The organism is Psychrobacter sp. PL19, assembly GCF_017875835.1.
In the GTDB taxonomy this organism is placed as follows: Bacteria; Pseudomonadota; Gammaproteobacteria; order Pseudomonadales; family Moraxellaceae; genus Psychrobacter.
This window is the reverse complement of sequence record NZ_JAGING010000001.1, coordinates 67,103-83,089: the sequence shown is the minus strand read 5'-3', so window position 1 is coordinate 83,089 and position 15,987 is coordinate 67,103. Positions and strand designations below refer to the sequence as shown.

12 protein-coding genes are annotated in these 15,987 nt (G+C 43.6%); 5 read left to right on the top strand and 7 right to left on the bottom strand.

Annotation, left to right across the window (positions count from 1 at the left end; translation table 11 throughout):
- The first annotated feature begins 221 nt into the window (after positions 1-221).
- Positions 222-1,019 (top strand): lysophospholipid acyltransferase family protein, encoded by a 798-nt coding sequence (locus H4W00_RS00325; protein ID WP_209955357.1) that lies wholly within the window; start codon positions 222-224, stop codon positions 1,017-1,019.
- Positions 1,020-1,150: 131 nt separating this feature from the next.
- On the opposite strand, the gene H4W00_RS00320 is transcribed toward H4W00_RS00325, so the two are convergent.
- Positions 1,151-2,191 (bottom strand): aldo/keto reductase, encoded by a 1,041-nt coding sequence (locus tag H4W00_RS00320; RefSeq protein WP_209955355.1) that lies wholly within the window; start codon positions 2,189-2,191, stop codon positions 1,151-1,153.
- A gap of 57 nt (positions 2,192-2,248) precedes the next feature.
- The gene (locus H4W00_RS00315; protein ID WP_209955353.1) at positions 2,249-2,746 is read right to left on the bottom strand and encodes an FKBP-type peptidyl-prolyl cis-trans isomerase; all 498 of its coding nucleotides are present in this window, start codon (positions 2,744-2,746) and stop codon (positions 2,249-2,251) included.
- A 197-nt stretch (positions 2,747-2,943) separates the two neighbouring features.
- Between H4W00_RS00315 and H4W00_RS00310 the strand changes: the two genes are divergently transcribed.
- Positions 2,944-3,591: a DUF1294 domain-containing protein gene (locus H4W00_RS00310; RefSeq protein WP_209955351.1), complete on the top strand. Its 648-nt coding sequence runs from the start codon at positions 2,944-2,946 to the stop codon at positions 3,589-3,591.
- 337 nt (positions 3,592-3,928) lie between these two features.
- On the opposite strand, the gene lspA is transcribed toward H4W00_RS00310, so the two are convergent.
- The 3 genes from lspA to H4W00_RS00295 form a co-directional block, all read right to left on the bottom strand.
- A complete protein-coding gene (gene lspA, locus H4W00_RS00305; protein ID WP_209955349.1) occupies positions 3,929-4,573 on the bottom strand; it encodes a signal peptidase II in 645 nt (214 codons plus the stop codon).
- Complete coding sequence (gene ileS / locus H4W00_RS00300; protein WP_209955347.1) at positions 4,566-7,403, bottom strand: isoleucine--tRNA ligase; 2,838 nt, start codon at positions 7,401-7,403, stop codon at positions 4,566-4,568. Before ileS ends, lspA begins: the two co-directional genes overlap by 8 nt.
- A 439-nt stretch (positions 7,404-7,842) precedes the next feature.
- Positions 7,843-8,559, bottom strand: a complete 717-nt coding sequence (locus H4W00_RS00295) for a GntR family transcriptional regulator (RefSeq protein ID WP_209955345.1) — start codon at positions 8,557-8,559, stop codon at positions 7,843-7,845.
- 141 nt (positions 8,560-8,700) lie between these two features.
- On the opposite strand from H4W00_RS00295, the gene H4W00_RS00290 reads away from it, so the two are divergent.
- From H4W00_RS00290 to ald, 3 genes are all read left to right on the top strand, one after another.
- Positions 8,701-9,399, top strand: a complete 699-nt coding sequence (locus H4W00_RS00290) for an aspartate/glutamate racemase family protein (protein ID WP_209955344.1) — start codon at positions 8,701-8,703, stop codon at positions 9,397-9,399.
- 46 nt (positions 9,400-9,445) lie between these two features.
- On the top strand, positions 9,446-10,801 hold the full coding sequence (locus tag H4W00_RS00285; protein ID WP_209955342.1) for an NCS1 family transporter: 1,356 nt from the start codon (positions 9,446-9,448) through the stop codon (positions 10,799-10,801).
- A 996-nt stretch (positions 10,802-11,797) separates the two neighbouring features.
- A complete protein-coding gene (ald, locus tag H4W00_RS00280; protein ID WP_209955340.1) occupies positions 11,798-12,913 on the top strand; it encodes an alanine dehydrogenase in 1,116 nt (371 codons plus the stop codon).
- Positions 12,914-13,250: 337 nt separating this feature from the next.
- Here ald and H4W00_RS00275 read toward each other — a convergent pair whose 3' ends face one another.
- The gene (locus H4W00_RS00275) at positions 13,251-13,709 is read right to left on the bottom strand and encodes a protein disulfide oxidoreductase (protein WP_334684979.1); all 459 of its coding nucleotides are present in this window, start codon (positions 13,707-13,709) and stop codon (positions 13,251-13,253) included.
- A gap of 300 nt (positions 13,710-14,009) precedes the next feature.
- Positions 14,010-15,647, bottom strand: a complete 1,638-nt coding sequence (locus H4W00_RS00270; RefSeq protein WP_209955336.1) for a carbon-nitrogen hydrolase family protein — start codon at positions 15,645-15,647, stop codon at positions 14,010-14,012.
- Positions 15,648-15,987: the final 340 nt, after the last annotated feature.

Genomic DNA, 15,987 nt, shown 5'->3' with positions numbered 1-15,987 from the left:
GTTAATCGTGACTGAGTGAACAAATAGTCACTGACTGACAGAATTTTGTTATACTTACCGCGTTTTTTTCGTTAAGATAGTGGCCTTCTAAACTGACAACTTTCTAAATGAAAGATTTTCTAAGACAGTAATTTTAAGTAACTCTTAGCCACAAATAAAACTTGTTTATGATTTAACGTCATAGGCAAAACAGCACAGTCATCCAATAACGAGGGACGCAGATGAGCCAATCTAAGCCAGGCTTTTCACTTAAAAAGCAATTAGGCCGCGGCAAACAAATTGCTGGCATGACCACCACTATTGCTGGCGGCATGCGCACCGCCCAGCGTATCGGCGCCTTTCGTCAGCCGCCACGTGAAAAGCTACCACGCTATATTCAGACCTTTTGCCGTAAAATGGCCGGCTCCTTTGGGGTCAAGATAGTTGAAGTCGAGCCTGTACCACAGCACCATGGTCTTTGGGTCTCTAACCACGTCTCATGGATGGATATTCCTGTGACTGGTAGTGTGAGTCCGGCGTTTTTCTTATCAAAGGCAGAGATTGGGGATTGGCCTATATTTGGTAAGCTGGTGCAAGCAGCAGGGACTTTATTCATTCAGCGCGGTTCTGGTGATGTAAGCGCGGTATCGACGCAACTTACTAGCTTTTTGAATGAAGGCTATTCGGTGATATTTTTCCCTGAAGCAACGACCTCAGATGGTACAAAGGTGAGACGGATTCATGGCACCCTGCTACAAGCGGCAATAGATGCTAGCGTACCTATTCAGCCGATAGTACTGTGCTACGTCAATAAGGATGGTACTTTAAGTAAAGAGTTACCTTATTATGGCAAACAGACGATGAAAGATAGCCTAAAACGGGTACTAGATAGTAAAAATGTGACTGCTTATGTGCTGCCACTTGCGCCATTAGATCCAAACGGTCATACAAAAAGTGAGCTGACCAATCTGCTACAGCAGCGTATGCAAGAAGGCCTAGTAGAGCTGCATGCACGCGTACTAACTAACACTGCCAGCTAATAAGGTATCAGCATCGGCTTTATAAGTCATACCCTTCCAACCATTCAGTCAATACTAAAAAAGCGCAAATTCTTATGATTTGCGCTTTTTTTATGTCAAGAATAAACTTTGAAAGTGGCAGTAGTGTAGGCCTATGGTGACGGGTTAGGATGCTGCATATGTACCGCTTCAATAGCCTCAAGTACGTCTGAGCTCAAGGTCAGACTGATACTGTCAATGTTAGATTGTAGTTGCTCGATACTGGTTGCACCAATAATGTTGCTAGTGACAAACGAGCGCGAATTAACAAAGGATAGCGCCATCTGTGCCATATCAAGCCCTGCGTCAGCAGCAATCTTGGCATACTGAACCGTAGCGGATTTTGCTTGCTCATTAGCGTAACGATCAAAGCGATCATATTCGGTTAGGCGGGCACCCGCTGGACGTTTACCATCTAGATATTTACCTGATAGCACCCCGAAGCCCAGTGGCGAGTAGGCCAGTAGACCAACATTCTCACGGTGCGATATTTCTGCTAATCCTACTTCATATAGACGGTTGAGTAAGCTGTACGGATTTTGAATAGTAATAGGCGCAATTAAATTATTCTTATCCGCTTCCCATAGATAACGCATGAGACCCCAAGCAGTGTCGTTCGATAGTCCATAAGAACGAATACGGCCTTTTTTGATTTCATCATTTAAAGCAGAGATAGTCTCCAAAAATGACGTTAAGTCTTCTAAAGGCTGTGTCGCCATATCTTCGTCATAACCCCGTTGACCAAAGAAGTTCGCTTTGCGTTCTGGCCAATGCAGCTGATAAATATCGATATAATCTGTTTGTAAACGCTGCAAATTATCATCAATCGCTGCGCTAATTTGTTTAGCGGTATAACGCGTTTGACCCCCACGTAAAAAACTCATCGGTGATATTTTGCTAGCTAAAATCACTTTATCGCGCTGTTTGGTCTTGCTAAACCAGGTACCCATAAAGCGCTCGGTATCGCCTTGCTTGTCTTTATCAGGTGGTGAAGGGTACATCTCAGCAGTATCCCAAAAGTTGACCCCTTCTGCCAGTGCCAAATCCATTTGCGCATGCGCTTGATCTTCGGTATTCTGCTGACCCCAAGTCATAGTGCCCAAGCAAATTTTAGAGACTTTTTCATCGATTTGTGGCAGTGTTTGATATTGCATGCGAGTGTCCTTTTTCGTTCTATTTACAAGTGTATTTTCATGGTGGTCGCTTAATAGTTATACGAGTTGTATACCCGTCACACCAGGCGGCGTTACTTTAAATATCTTAACTTTAAATAGCACTGATTGACCAGCAAGTGGGTGATTAAAATCAACTTCTACCTCATCGTCATCGATAGCAGTAATCGTACCAGGCAAGGTGTTTTTGCCCTTGTCTTCAAATTCTATCATCATACCAATTTCTGGATCGTCTGCGACCAGTGCAAATTTAGTACGGCTAAAATGCTGGATATTATCAGGATTCCAGTCGCCAAATGCCTGCTCAGGATCAAGATGGGCCGAACGTGTATCGCCAGCGCGCAAGTTCATTAGTACTTTCTCAAAACCGGGCAATAAGCTTTCGTCACCGATAGTCAGAGTCACTGGGGCATCACGGCTAAAGGTGGAGTCAACAATAGTACCGTTCTCGAGTGTTACTTCGAAATGCAGCTTAACGAGGCTGCCATAACTGATACGGGTGTCTTCATTAGGATTGATAAATTGAGATTCAGTCATAGTGGTCACATTATTTATTCAATAGGATTAGAGGGATCAACACGTTAAATAGTTTAGCATAATCCGTTGATTACACCCGATTATGTGGTTATCAGGATTAAAAATAGTTGAGAGTCTGCTCTTGGCTTTTTTTATGGGCAACTAAAAAGGCTATAATGATAGTCGATGACCGCTAATGATAAGAAAAGCAGGTAAGCATGAACACCAAACAACAGGGTATTATTAGCAAATGGCAAGCGGATAAAGGTTTTGGCTTTATTGAAACTGAAGATGGCGAGTCGGTGTTTTTTCATATTAGTGAGTTTAAAGCACCATGTCGTCCTGATGTCGGTGAGCAAGTGGTTTTTACTATCGGACAAGATAGTCAAGGGCGACTGCAGGCACGACAAGTACAACAGCTTGGCTTTATTCAGCAACAAATGGCGCAAAAGAATAAGCAAATCCGTCAACGCAACCAAAAACGAAGCGCGCAAGCGGACTTTGAAGCGGGGCAGAAAAAACGTTCATTTCTCGGTGTTGGCTTTTATGCGGTACTGATATTACTGGCAGTCACGAATAAACTGAGCTGGTTAGTAGTGGGCTGGTACGTAGTATTAGGACTAATCACTTATATGATGTATGCCAAAGACAAAGCCGCGGCGCAAAGTCGCGATTGGCGTACCCCTGAATCTACTTTGCATGTTTTAAGTGCGCTTGGTGGTTGGGTTGGGGCAATGGTCGCGCAGAATTACTTGCGCCATAAGTCACAAAAGCCTGAATTCCGAATGACTTATTATTTGACGGTGTTGATTAATTTGGCGGGGCTATTGGTGTTGTTAATCAAGGAGGATGGCTTGCCTTTTTGAGAGCCATTACTCCTATAATATTGCTTACTTTAGAGGACATTACTGTAAACTATCTACTTTTAAAGAGCATTTTATTAAATTATAGTATAGTCAATGAAAAGTAATATCGATACACAACCTACTGCTGGCATAAGTTTTTCTTGCTTGCTGTGCCTACGCAGACAGAGGCTGCAAAAAGCCTATACCAGCAGTACCGTCGCGTTTTTAAGGTATTTTAACTATACTTGAAATTTTTTCTTTAAGCCTTTTATTATAGGCAACTGCGCTGCTAATACCAAAACCCCGCCATAGCATTCTATAATGGGGTTTTTTTGGGACTAATTTTGGTTAATTAACGTTAGCTGTGTCGCTTCTTTTCCAAAAACAGCATATCAATGATAATTAATATCACCCCAATACTAATACCCATATCGGCAATATTAAAGATCGGATAATGCCAGTCGTTTTGATAGTGCACATGGATAAAGTCGATGACATGGCCATGCAATAAGCGGTCAATTAAATTACCTACTGCACCGCCAAGAACCAGTGCTAGACCAGTAGATAACAGTTTGGCTTGGCGCGGGGCTTTGATGAGATAACCGATCAAAAATATGGACATAACCAGTGCTAGACCCGAAAAAAACCACTTTTGCCAGCCGCCTGCATCCGCTAAAAAGCTAAATGCTGCGCCATAGTTGTAGGCAAGCGTCCAGTTAAGAATGGGCTCAATAACCGGCACGGGCTCATTGAAGGTTAGGTTGGTCTCAGCCAACCATTTTGTCCATTGATCCAGGATCAACACCACTAATGACAATAGATACCACATAAAAGCTTTACTGCCATTAGCAATCATCTTTGGGGTCTTAACCAAGCGACTCATAGGAGTCATCGAATTGCCGGTAGTAACATGGACAGCAGTAGGCGCATGTGGTTTAGCACTATTATCGTCGTCAAGTGGCTCGTGTTCGCTAGGCTTGGGTGTATCAGACGAATTAGGCATAATGGCGTACCTCGCCTTTACCACTAACGTTAGTCACGCAGCGCGCGCACAGCTCAGGATGAGCAGAATCTACGCCGATATCATCACGCACATGCCAGCAACGAACACATTTAGTACCCTCGGCAGCGCTGATTGTCACCGTTAAGCTTTTCAACTCATCTGCACTATCTGTATTATTATCTGTTTCAGCATCAGCAGGCGCTTCACCCATTGGCTTCAATGTGGCGCTACTGGTAATCAAGACAAACCGTAGCTCTTCACCAAGCTTGGCTAAGCTATCGAACATGGCCCCACCAGCGTATAAAATTGCGTCAGCGGACAAGTTAGCGTTTATTAATTTGTCGCTACGGGCGGTTTCGATATGCTTATTGACCATATCTTTGGCTACCATGATGCGCTGCCAATCGTCGCTGCTAATGGCACTGAGTTCAAACTCAGGGAATTCATACCAGGTTTGGGTAAATACAAAACCATTCGCTGAATTTGCTTCGGTACCGTGTAGCACTTCCCATGCTTCTTGTGCGGTAAAAGATAGAATCGGGGTAATCCAACGAATCAACGCTTGAGCAATATGATAAATAGCTGTTTGCGCGGAACGGCGTGGTTGGCCATTTGCTTGAGTGGTGTACTGACGATCTTTAATGATATCTAAGTAGAAGCTACCCAAGTCTTGTGAACAAAACGCGGTAATAAGCTGAGTCACTTGATGAAAGTCCATCGCGTCATAAGCATTAATAATTTCTGCTTGTACCGTTTGCGCACGCTCGATAATGAACTTATCGAGACTAACCAATTCATTAATATCGACACTATCAATAGCGGGATCGAAGTCATCGGTATTGGCCAATAAAAAGCGCAAGGTATTACGGATACGACGATACATATCAATCGCACCTTTGAATGCAGTTTTGCCGGCATTCATCTCATAGCGATAGTCATTAGAGGCAATCCATAAGCGCAGCATGTCTGCACCAGTTTTGTTGATCTCTTCTTGCGGCGTGATAATATTGCCGAGTGATTTACTCATCTTACGGCCATTTTCATCAACCACAAAACCATGGGTCAATACTTGCTTAAAGGGTGGACGCTCGTACATCGCTTCAGAAGTGAGCAATGACGTCTGGAACCAACCGCGATGCTGATCTGAGCCTTCAAGGTAAATATCAGCAGGGTTGGTTAGCTCGTCGCGCTGCTCAAGTACTGTAAAGTGAGTCGTTCCTGAATCAAACCAGACGTCTAGCGTATCGGTGGCTTTATCATAATCAGCAGCGTCCTCTCCCAAAAAGTCTTCACAGCTGGCGTCAAACCAGGCCTCCACGCCACCTTTAGCAATTCTTTGTGCCGCAACTTCCATTAGCTCCAAGGTGTTTGGATGCAGCTCACCGGTTTCTTTATGAGTAAAGAATGCAATCGGTACGCCCCAAGTACGCTGGCGTGAGATACACCAGTCTGGACGACCGTTTAACATAGATTCGATACGACTTTGTCCCCAGGCAGGGGTCCATTTCACTGATGGCACATCTGCAAGCGCTCGCTCACGTAATCCATTGGTTTCCATATTAATGAACCACTGCGGGGTCGCCCGAAAGATAATCGGTGATTTATGACGCCAGCAATGCGGATAGCTGTGTTCAATTTTGGTGTGACTAAGGAGATGACCATTTTCATGCAAGGCAGCAATGATCTGCGGGTTGGCTTTATAGATATGCTCGCCGGCGAATACTGCTGCCGTACTTAAATAAACGCCAGTACCACTGACTGGGTTTTCAACCGGCAAGTCGTATTTAAGACCGACAATATAATCGTCTAAACCATGACCAGGGGCGGTATGGACTAGACCTGTACCACTATCGGTAGTCACGTGATCGCCTAAAATTAGCGGGATTTGACGGTCCTTGATAAGTGGGTGCTGGGCGTGTAGACCCTCTAGCTCAAGGCCTGATACCGTTGCGAGTATTCCTTGATTGCTTAGACTTAGTTCAGCTAAGGCAGTATCAATCAAGTCGGTTGCTAATAGTAAGTTGCCTTTTTCAGTAGCGACCACGCTATAGTCATGCTCAGGATGTACGGCAATAGCTTGGTTGGCAGGCAAGGTCCAAGGCGTGGTGGTCCAAATCGCTGCAGCAATACCGTCTGTTAGTTCAGCAAATGCAGCAACTTCATTGCTATCTAACACGTCAAAGCTGACATAAATGGCATCGGACACCTTGTCCTGATATTCCACTTCCGCTTCCGCCAAGGCTGAACTACAGTCCAAGCACCAGTTTACTGGCTTCATACCACGGGTGACGTGACCATTGTCATAAATTTTAGCCAGCGCGCGTACGATATTGGCTTCTTGCGCGAAGTTCATGGTTAGATAAGGATTATCCCAGTCACCAAAAATGCCCAAGCGCTTAAAGTCTGCTTTTTGTAGCTCTACTTGGCTACTGGCATACTCACGGCAAAGGCCACGAAACTCTGTTGCCGAGACTTTTTGACCCACTTTACCGACTTTCGCTTCGACCTTTTGTTCAATAGGCAGACCATGACAGTCCCAACCTGGAACATAAGGCGCATCAAATCCTGATAAAGTTTTTGACTTTACAATAATGTCTTTAAGGACTTTATTAACCGCATGGCCCAAGTGAATCTGACCATTAGCGTACGGAGGACCGTCGTGCAGCGTATATTTAGGCGCACCATCTCGTGCTTGGCGAATTTTGCCATAGACGTCATCCGCTTCCCATGCATTCAGCCAGTCCGGCTCGCGTTTGGCCAGATTGGCTCGCATTGGAAAGGAGGTGTCAGCGAGGTTTAGAGTATCTTTATAGTCGATAGATTCGGTCATAGTCGGCGTCTTTGTCTTTATTTATACAATGGAAAGATAATGGTTAGGGTTTGATAGGTTAAATGGTGACTCATGAACCAGTGGGCATGATCAGCAAAATCAAAGCCACCCATTATAGGATAAATAATTAACTAAAAATAGGGGACATGATACTCAGAATTAAGCGATTGCTAGGCAATCAGCATTTGGTGCAAAGGATGTGCACTGGCTTGGCGTTAGCTCTTTGTCTAGGCGTTGGTATTGTTGATGTTTTCTGTTATATCGAGATGTGTGCGGTCTGCTATGGCACATCAAGGAAGCTCGCGAATGTATGGACGGGCGCTGGTATTAATGCTATCAGTCCTTTTTAGCTATCAGTCCTTTTTAAAACCGCCTAAAAGTCACTGTCGAGCGAATCAAAAAGGCCATTACTCTCAGACAAAAAGTGCTTTTTAATCGTTCAGTCTGAGGTGATGGTCAGCTGTTCTGCTAGGGTAAAGAATGGGGTCGCAGAACGCTGAAAATCAAGACCACTCTCTAAATGATTCAAATGCTGATCAATCAATAAGATAAAGCGTTCTTCATCGTGTGCCTCAAGCGCCTGTACGATACCCAGATGTTCATCTTCGGCGCAGTTAGAAGAGCCAACCTTGTTGTATAGTCCAATGATCAAGGTAGTACGCAGCGTCAGTTCGCTCAAGAATCGTTCCAGAACCTGATTGTCAGCAATTTTAGCCAGATGCATATGAAATATGCGTGATAGGCGCAGCTCTGCTGGTTTATCGCCTTGCGCGCGCGCGTTAGCCTCAGCGGTGATGGTATCACGCATATCAGAGAGGTCTTGTAGGCAGACATTTTTTATCACACTACGCGCTAAGGTGCGCTCAATCGTGCGGCGCGCTTCAAACACATCGCAGGCTTCTTTGGGCGAAGGGGTTGAGACAAAAGCCCCTTTATTAGGCTGCAACTGCACCACATGCATAGTAGCAAGCGTAGAAAGTGCGCGCCTAACATTGGCTCTATTACATTTAAAAATATCACTCAGCATCTGTTCGCCCAGCTTGGTTCCGGCTGGTAGACGCTGTTCTGAAACGGCAGCCGTGATTGAGCTTATGATCGCCTGTTCAGGGGTTTCATCGGTTCCAGCGCTTGGTTTTTCTGCTTTTATTGTATTCATGGCCGCAATTATAGTGTGCTATCTCCCCCTTCACAACAAATAAAGCAAACTTTCGGTTGTTTTGTTAACAATAATGATTAATACTGTTTGTTAACAAAATATAGTTGTTGTTAACAATATTATGATCAACAGTGAGGCTCTATGAAAATCTTAGTTATGAACCCCAATTCGACGACTTCTATGACAGATAAGATCGTAGAAAGCGCGCGTCAAAAAGCCAGCGCTGGTACCATAATTATTGGGGCTTCTGGGACTGATGCCCCTGCATCTATTCAAGGGCATCACGATGAAGCTATGTCGGTACCTGGTTTACTTGCGCGCTTGAAGCAAGCTGAAGAAGACGGTATCGATGGAGTGGTGGTTGCTTGCTTTGATGATCCTGGTATTGGTGCCTGTCGCGAAGTGTTTTCGGGTCCAGTTCTCGGAATTTGTGAAGCGGCAGTTAAAGCTGCCAGCATGATTTCAACGTCGTTCAGTGTCGTTACCACCTTGCCTCGTTCTGTGCCTGTGATTGAGGAACTTATTCACGGTTATGGTTTGTCTCATCGCTGCAGACGTGTTCGTTCTGCCGCAATACCCGTACTAGCACTTGAAGAGCCTGGCTCAGGCGCGCGTGAAAAAGTTCGTGATGAGATCTTGCGCGCTATTCAAGAAGACAATTGCGAAGCCGTTGTCTTGGGCTGTGCGGGCATGGCAGATTTGACAGAATGGTTAACCCAAGAAACTGGTGTTCCTGTTATTGATGGTGTGACGGTTGCCACTCGTATGGTTGAGGCTCTAGTTGGTTGTGGTCTAAAAACCAGCAAAATTGGTGCTTACGCGAAACCCATTCAAAACTAAGTAATCTTAGATTGATCGAGACGTTTTCTCAAGGAAGGAGAATATAATGCAAAACGCAAAACTGGCTACCGCATCAGGGGTTGAGACACTTGACCACAAAGGAGTAGGGCAAGAGAGTCTTGCACCACAAACCACGCGTATTATGGGTCCTTGGTCCTATCTATTTGCTTGGCTAGGTGGCTGCGTATCCATTGGTACTTTTACAGTGGGCTCCGGTCTGGTCGGTACGTTGAACTTATTGCAAGTGGTGGTGGCGATCACAATCGGTTGTACCGTCATTGGTGCGGCGCTGATGATCAATGGTCGCGCCGGCCATAAGTACGGCATTCCGTTTATGGTGCAGTGCCGGTCTGCATTCGGTTTTTCTGGTAACCGTATTCCAGCAATAGTGCGCTCAGTGCCCGCCATTGTATGGTTTGGCTTTCAAAGCTGGATCGGGGCTGGCGCGCTGAACCTAGTGTCAGATACCTTGTTTGGCTACAACAACCTTGTGGTCTTCTTCATTGGTTTTCAGTTCTTACAAATTGGCCTATCGGTTCTGGGTTTTCACGGCATCAAATGGCTTGAGAATATTGGTTCAGTTTTCATTATTGGCTCACTCGCCTATATGTTTTTTAGTGTCATTAATAAGTATGGTGATTCCATCTCGACCAATCTTATCAATGTTGAAGGTACTTGGGGTACCCCATTTTGGGGTGCAACGATGTTATTTTTAGGGGTTTACAGCACGATGATGCTGAACGTCTCTGACTATTCGCGCGAATTGCGCAAGGAAGTTGGGCTATTCCGTCAAGTCGCCATCTATGCCAACTCAATTCTACCTGCAACCCTGTTCATGGGTTTGATTGGTCTGATGGTCACTAGTGCCACTGGTGAAGTTGATCCCATTAGTGTGTTTTCTAGCGCAGTCGATAACAAGCCTTTGCTAGTAATCACTATGATTTTCATCGCTTTTGCACAAGTTACGACCAATATTTTGAACAACGTCGTGCCACCAGCTTATGCTCTAATGGATATTTTTAACCTTAAGTTTAAAACAGCGGCTGTTATTGTTGGTTTGCTTGCATTTTGTACCTTCCCTTGGGAACTAGTGAAAGACGAATCTGCTGCAGGATTAAATATTTTTATCCAAACCTATTCGGCATTCCTAGGTCCGCTATTTGCAATCTTAGTCGTCGATTATTATTTCATTCGTAAGCAAACGCTTGATCTTGACAAACTCTATGATGAAAATGGCCCTTATAAAGGCGTCAATATGGCAGCAGTTATTGCTATGGTTGTCGGCGTGGTAGTTGCACTGACGTTCTCAAGTATCTCTTGGTATGCAGGCTTGCTTCCAGCTGGCGGACTTTATTGGATCCTAATGCATAAGCTGCCTGCTGCAAAACGCTTCTTGCCGTAAACTTACTTACTCAGTTGATCGGTACAAAAAAACCCCACGGTAGCCTATACTTCCGTGGGGTTTTTGTTTTCGATATGGTGATTATCTTATGCAGGCTTTAGGTAGCGTGATATACAAAAGCAGGTGTTATTTAGAGGGTGCTTGACCTTTATTAAGTAAGTTTGACCTTTATTAAGATTGCTTTGTCGCCTAAAACTACTGAGGTAAAATATTAAGATAAAAAGAGCGATGTTTATTATCGCTAAGCTTAGATAAAAAGGTATGAATATTCTTAGCAACGTTTGATTATTATGCTGGTTTATCCACTGTGAGTTAGAAAACTATTTATTAGTAATTGATAATTAATTTTCTAGGCTATAGCTAGCCATACTGTCATTAACTGTGCTATAACTATTGATCACGCTAGTGCAGTTATCTATTTTAGCGTCCTAAAACTAACTGTTAGAATATGGCTATCAACAGCTAGTCTGTAAAAAAGCAGTGGCTACTTAATATAACTGTATTCTTAAATAACAATCTCCTTAAGTAACCATGATTTTCTCAAGTAATAAAAAACGTTTTAATTCGTTCGCTATTATCGTAAAACTTACTATCATCAGCACTAAACCTCTGGAAAACCATCCAAGCCGTCATTATCCGTAGATTAAGTACTCTATCTGCAATATTACAGACCCATTAACGTCTTAAAACTAAGCGACCAAGTACCATTGCCAGCCATATTCGAGCATAACTATGCAAATGGTCGCCGCCTAGACTTACGTCTGTCATTTGAGTCTGTACTTTATATTGAAACTGACACTTAATTGAAACTGACACCTAAAAGCTGACTGTCACGCTTTGTGTTAGGTAATGAATGCCAAATTTTCCAAATGGCAGTAATGACCTAACCATAGTGACCATAAGTAAAATAGGGCACTTAGTTGTTGTTAGACCATTAATTAAGCCAGTATTATCCCAAAGCAGTTCCACTCAAAAACTACTATGCAAGGAATAATTATGAAAATAGGTATCCCAAGGGAAGTTAAAAACAACGAAAATCGTGTTGGTCTACCACCGAACGGCGTCAGCGCTTTAGTCGATAACGGCCACCAGGTTTATGTCGAAACCGATGCTGGTATCGGTTCACAGTTCACTGATGAAGATTACAAAAATGTGGGCGCAACGATCGTTGATAGCGCTGCCAAAGCGTGGGATGTCGAGCTGGTCATCAAGGTCAAAGAACCTCAAGCTGAAGAATACCAATATTTCAGAGAAAATTTGACCCTGTTTACTTATCTGCATTTGGCCGCTGAACCTAAGCTTACTAAAGCACTGGTCAATAGCAAAGTAACAGGAATCGCTTATGAGACCGTGCAGTTAGCAGATAATTCATTACCACTCTTAACCCCAATGAGTGAGATTGCAGGGCGGATGAGCACACAAGTTGGGGCACAATTTTTGCAAAGTTTTTATGGCGGCAAAGGGATTTTACTCGGTGGCATCCCAGGCGTGAAAAAAGGTAAAGTTACCATCATCGGCGGCGGTGTATCTGGTACGGAGGCGGCCAAAATTGCTATCGGTCTGGGCGCAGACGTCATTATTTTAGACTTAGATCCCAAACGTCTCAAACAGCTGTCTGAGCTGTTTGGCAATGATGTACAGACACTGATGTCGACCAAAGTCAATATTGCCAATAGTGTACGCGATAGCGATTTGGTCATCGGTGCGGTATTGATTCCGGGCGCAGCAGCGCCGAAGCTGGTCACTGAAGCTATGATTGAATCGATGAATGATGGTGGCGTTGTCGTTGATATCGCTATTGACCAGGGCGGTCTGTTCGAAACCACTGACCGTATTACTACCCATGATAATCCGACTTATATTAAGCACGGCATCATCCATTATACCGTTGCCAACATCCCTGGTGCGGTACCACGTACAGCGACTTTGGCCCTATCTAATGTCACCTTGCCCTATGTACTAACGCTGGCCAAAAAAGGCTTTAAGCAAGCCTGTATTGACAATCCTGCCTTTGCAAAGGGGGTCAACACGACTCAAGGTTATGTGACTTATAAAGCGGTTGCGGAAGCGTTAGATTATGATTATAAAGAACTAAGCTCATTAATAAGCTAAGCTTTTTAATTGGCTATGTTGTTAAACCAATAAAAACGTGAAGAAAACCAATAGTCTGCTAACTGTGCATGATTGTCATTGCTGTTGTTATTGTCGATGAAGTGCCTATGTAGCAGATTGTTTTTATGGTTTCATGCCATTCGATATTTATGAGAAAACAGTCACTAACTAAGACTGATTAACAGGCAGTTAACGATCAATTCTATCGCTTCTTTGATAGAGATTATTAAGGTTTACATAGGTTTTCAGACAATGCAATCAGGATATTGCTTAAAAGCTATCAGCCAAAGTGTCTAATACTAAAGCTAAAAATATTGCCAGTAAAAGTTATTACTGTTTAACCAAGTGAACTAAACCAAAGTCGTAATTTAAGTGACCATAACGGTTGGATACCGGTTAATCCTTGAGTCATCTCGCCATCTTTTAATATCACATATGATGGCGTTACTTGTCCCTGCCAGTCGGCGAAAATGTCACCTTTTTGATCATTGATGGTCGTAAAGTTATAACTATGTTGGCTCAGATAGCGGTGTAGCTCCTGGTCGGTACCTGACTTTATGGCAACAGTTACCACTGGATAATTTCCTTGCGCCGCAAGGGTATTTACTGATGGAGAAGTCGTGCGGCATATCGGACACCAGCTTCCCCAAAAGTATATCAGCGTTGGTTTTTCGGCACTTAACTGGGCTAAGTCCACAGTCTGCCCTTGATAATCAGTAAGCTGTAACTGTGGGTTGGCGGGCATGACGGGTTGCCGCCACCAATTGATCGCGGTATAAACTACCACAAAGACCATGCCATACAGCAGCACCGTTTTGAGCACTGATAGCAGCTTTTGTCGGGGGCTTTTGTTAGGAGGTTTTTTGTGTCCTTTTTGAGGACGGGGTGGTTTTTTTAATGTTACATCAGCATGGCTAGTATTAACGTTGTCGTCGTTGGCATCAATAGTCATAACATCTGCTTTTTTGAGTGTATGGTGTTGGATCAATCATTTCTTAGACAAAAATAAACGGCTGAATGGTCAGCCGTATTATTAAATCTTTAATTAAATCGTTTTCTTTGAGAATTCGATTTGTAAAACCTAAGATTTTAACAGTTAAGGCTTTTGTGCCCGTCCTTGTAATGGATTGCCCTCTAGCACGCTACCTGAGTTTTCACGGCGTTCTTCATCAGTTAGTCGACTGGCTGAAATGCGCGCTTTTTTCTTCCATTTCAAGCTATATAGATCGTCACGGCGATCGAGCAGGTTATGTACTGAGCCTTCGTTACGAACGTGGGTAAGTTTATCAAGGTTAACATCAGAGAAGAAGATCATCTCAGTATTGGCTGTGGTTTCGGCCATGATGGCATCGTGTGGAAAAGCAAAGTCTGATGGCGAAAAGACAGAGGACTGTGCGTATTGAATATCTAGGCTTTCAACTTGCGGCAAGTTGCCCACTGAACCACAAATCATCACATAGCACTCGTTTTCGATGGCGCGGGCTTGGGCACAGAGACGCACACGTAGATAGCCGTTTTTGGTATCGGTCCAAAACGGCACAAACAAAATATCCATATCCTCAAGCGCCAGCAGACGTGACAACTCTGGGAATTCGATATCATAGCAAACCAAAATCCCAATACGTCCGGCATCAGTATCGAATACTTGAACTTTATCACCGCCTTCAATGACCCACGCGCTACGCTCATGCGGGGTAATATGAATTTTACGCTGCTCTTCAACCGTACCATCACGGCGGCATAGATAGCTGACGTTATATAAAGTATCGTCCTCATCCAACAACGGCATAGAACCTACGATGACGTTGACGTTATAAGTGACCGCTAAATGCGAGACTTCATTTTTAAACCATTCGGTATAACCCGCTAAGAAGCGAATAGCAATGTTTTGGTCGGTAGATTCGCATAGCCCCATCAATGGCGCATTAAAAAACTCAGGCAGACAAGCAAAATCAGAGTTGTAGTCAGCCATCACATCGACAAAGAATTCGACTTGTTGTAGTAGTTCCTCAGGGGATTTGACTTCACGCATTTGCCATTGAATACCGCCAATCCGAACTTCAGACTTACGGGTATTGGGCTTATAATCCTGCGGATCGTAATAAATATTAGACCATTCAAGCAGGGTCGCAAAGCCTTTAGACTGTTTGTCATCAGGTAAATAAGCGGTCAGAATACGTTTGACAATAAAACCATTAGACAGCTGGAAAGACAATGCTGAGTCGTGAATTTCACGCGATTCAACGGCATCAATATATTCGCCTGGCGTTAGGTCTTTATGATTGTAATAATTAGGAATTCGGCCACCGGCTAAAATGGCACGGAAGTTCAACTGTCGGCACAGCTCTTTACGGGCATCATACAGCCGGCGACCAAGACGATAACCACGATATTCAGGATCAATCAGCGCGTCCAAACCATAAATAGCATCGCCTTTTGGATTGTCTTTGATGATCTCTTTTTGTCCAATTAAGTCATCATAAGTATGGGGGTTCGAAAACTTCGCATAATCAACCCGCATGGACAGCACAATCCCAATCAACTGATCATGGTCGAACAAAGCAATTTGCCCTTCAGGAAAGGCGTCAATTAAGGTGTGGATAGTCGTCTTTGACCATGAACCACCTAAGTTGGCATAAACACGATCCATTAAGACTTTTAATTGGGGATAGTCTTTTTTCTTAATTTCGGCAATCGTAAGATGAAAGTCATCGGTTTTTTCTATTTTGCTCATGATATTCCTGTTTTTGTACTGACTGGTTTTATATTTACTGGTATTACAGTAGGCTATTTTACCAGTCATGATATGATTTTTGAGATATTAAATTATTCCGTAATGGCTTAAGACAACTGTCAAAATTGATATCAATAATCACCTGTTACCGTTACAATACCTTAATAATAACAATGATCTTTTAATCTATTGACTATTACCACCGTTAATATGAATATAAACCGATAGCCATATGCTCTGTGGTTGTTAGCAACAATGAGTAATAGAGCAACTGCCCGTTATTGCAAACGTCTATCATGACGAATCGAGCCAATTTATTAAGCGGCAACTGTGCACGCTA

Bases quoted from the DNA above. Each gene is read 5' to 3' on its own strand.
- H4W00_RS00325 (WP_209955357.1), top strand. From the start codon at position 222: ATGAGCCAATCTAAGCCAGGCTTTTCACTTAAAAAGCAATTAGGCCGC.
- H4W00_RS00320 (WP_209955355.1), bottom strand. From the start codon at position 2,191: ATGCAATATCAAACACTGCCACAAATCGATGAAAAAGTCTCTAAAATT.
- H4W00_RS00315 (WP_209955353.1), bottom strand. From the start codon at position 2,746: ATGACTGAATCTCAATTTATCAATCCTAATGAAGACACCCGTATCAGT.
- H4W00_RS00310 (WP_209955351.1), top strand. From the start codon at position 2,944: ATGAACACCAAACAACAGGGTATTATTAGCAAATGGCAAGCGGATAAA.
- lspA (WP_209955349.1), bottom strand. From the start codon at position 4,573: ATGCCTAATTCGTCTGATACACCCAAGCCTAGCGAACACGAGCCACTT.
- ileS (WP_209955347.1), bottom strand. From the start codon at position 7,403: ATGACCGAATCTATCGACTATAAAGATACTCTAAACCTCGCTGACACC.
- H4W00_RS00295 (WP_209955345.1), bottom strand. From the start codon at position 8,559: ATGAATACAATAAAAGCAGAAAAACCAAGCGCTGGAACCGATGAAACC.
- H4W00_RS00290 (WP_209955344.1), top strand. From the start codon at position 8,701: ATGAAAATCTTAGTTATGAACCCCAATTCGACGACTTCTATGACAGAT.
- H4W00_RS00285 (WP_209955342.1), top strand. From the start codon at position 9,446: ATGCAAAACGCAAAACTGGCTACCGCATCAGGGGTTGAGACACTTGAC.
- ald (WP_209955340.1), top strand. From the start codon at position 11,798: ATGAAAATAGGTATCCCAAGGGAAGTTAAAAACAACGAAAATCGTGTT.
- H4W00_RS00275 (WP_334684979.1), bottom strand. From the start codon at position 13,709: ATGGTCTTTGTGGTAGTTTATACCGCGATCAATTGGTGGCGGCAACCC.
- H4W00_RS00270 (WP_209955336.1), bottom strand. From the start codon at position 15,647: ATGAGCAAAATAGAAAAAACCGATGACTTTCATCTTACGATTGCCGAA.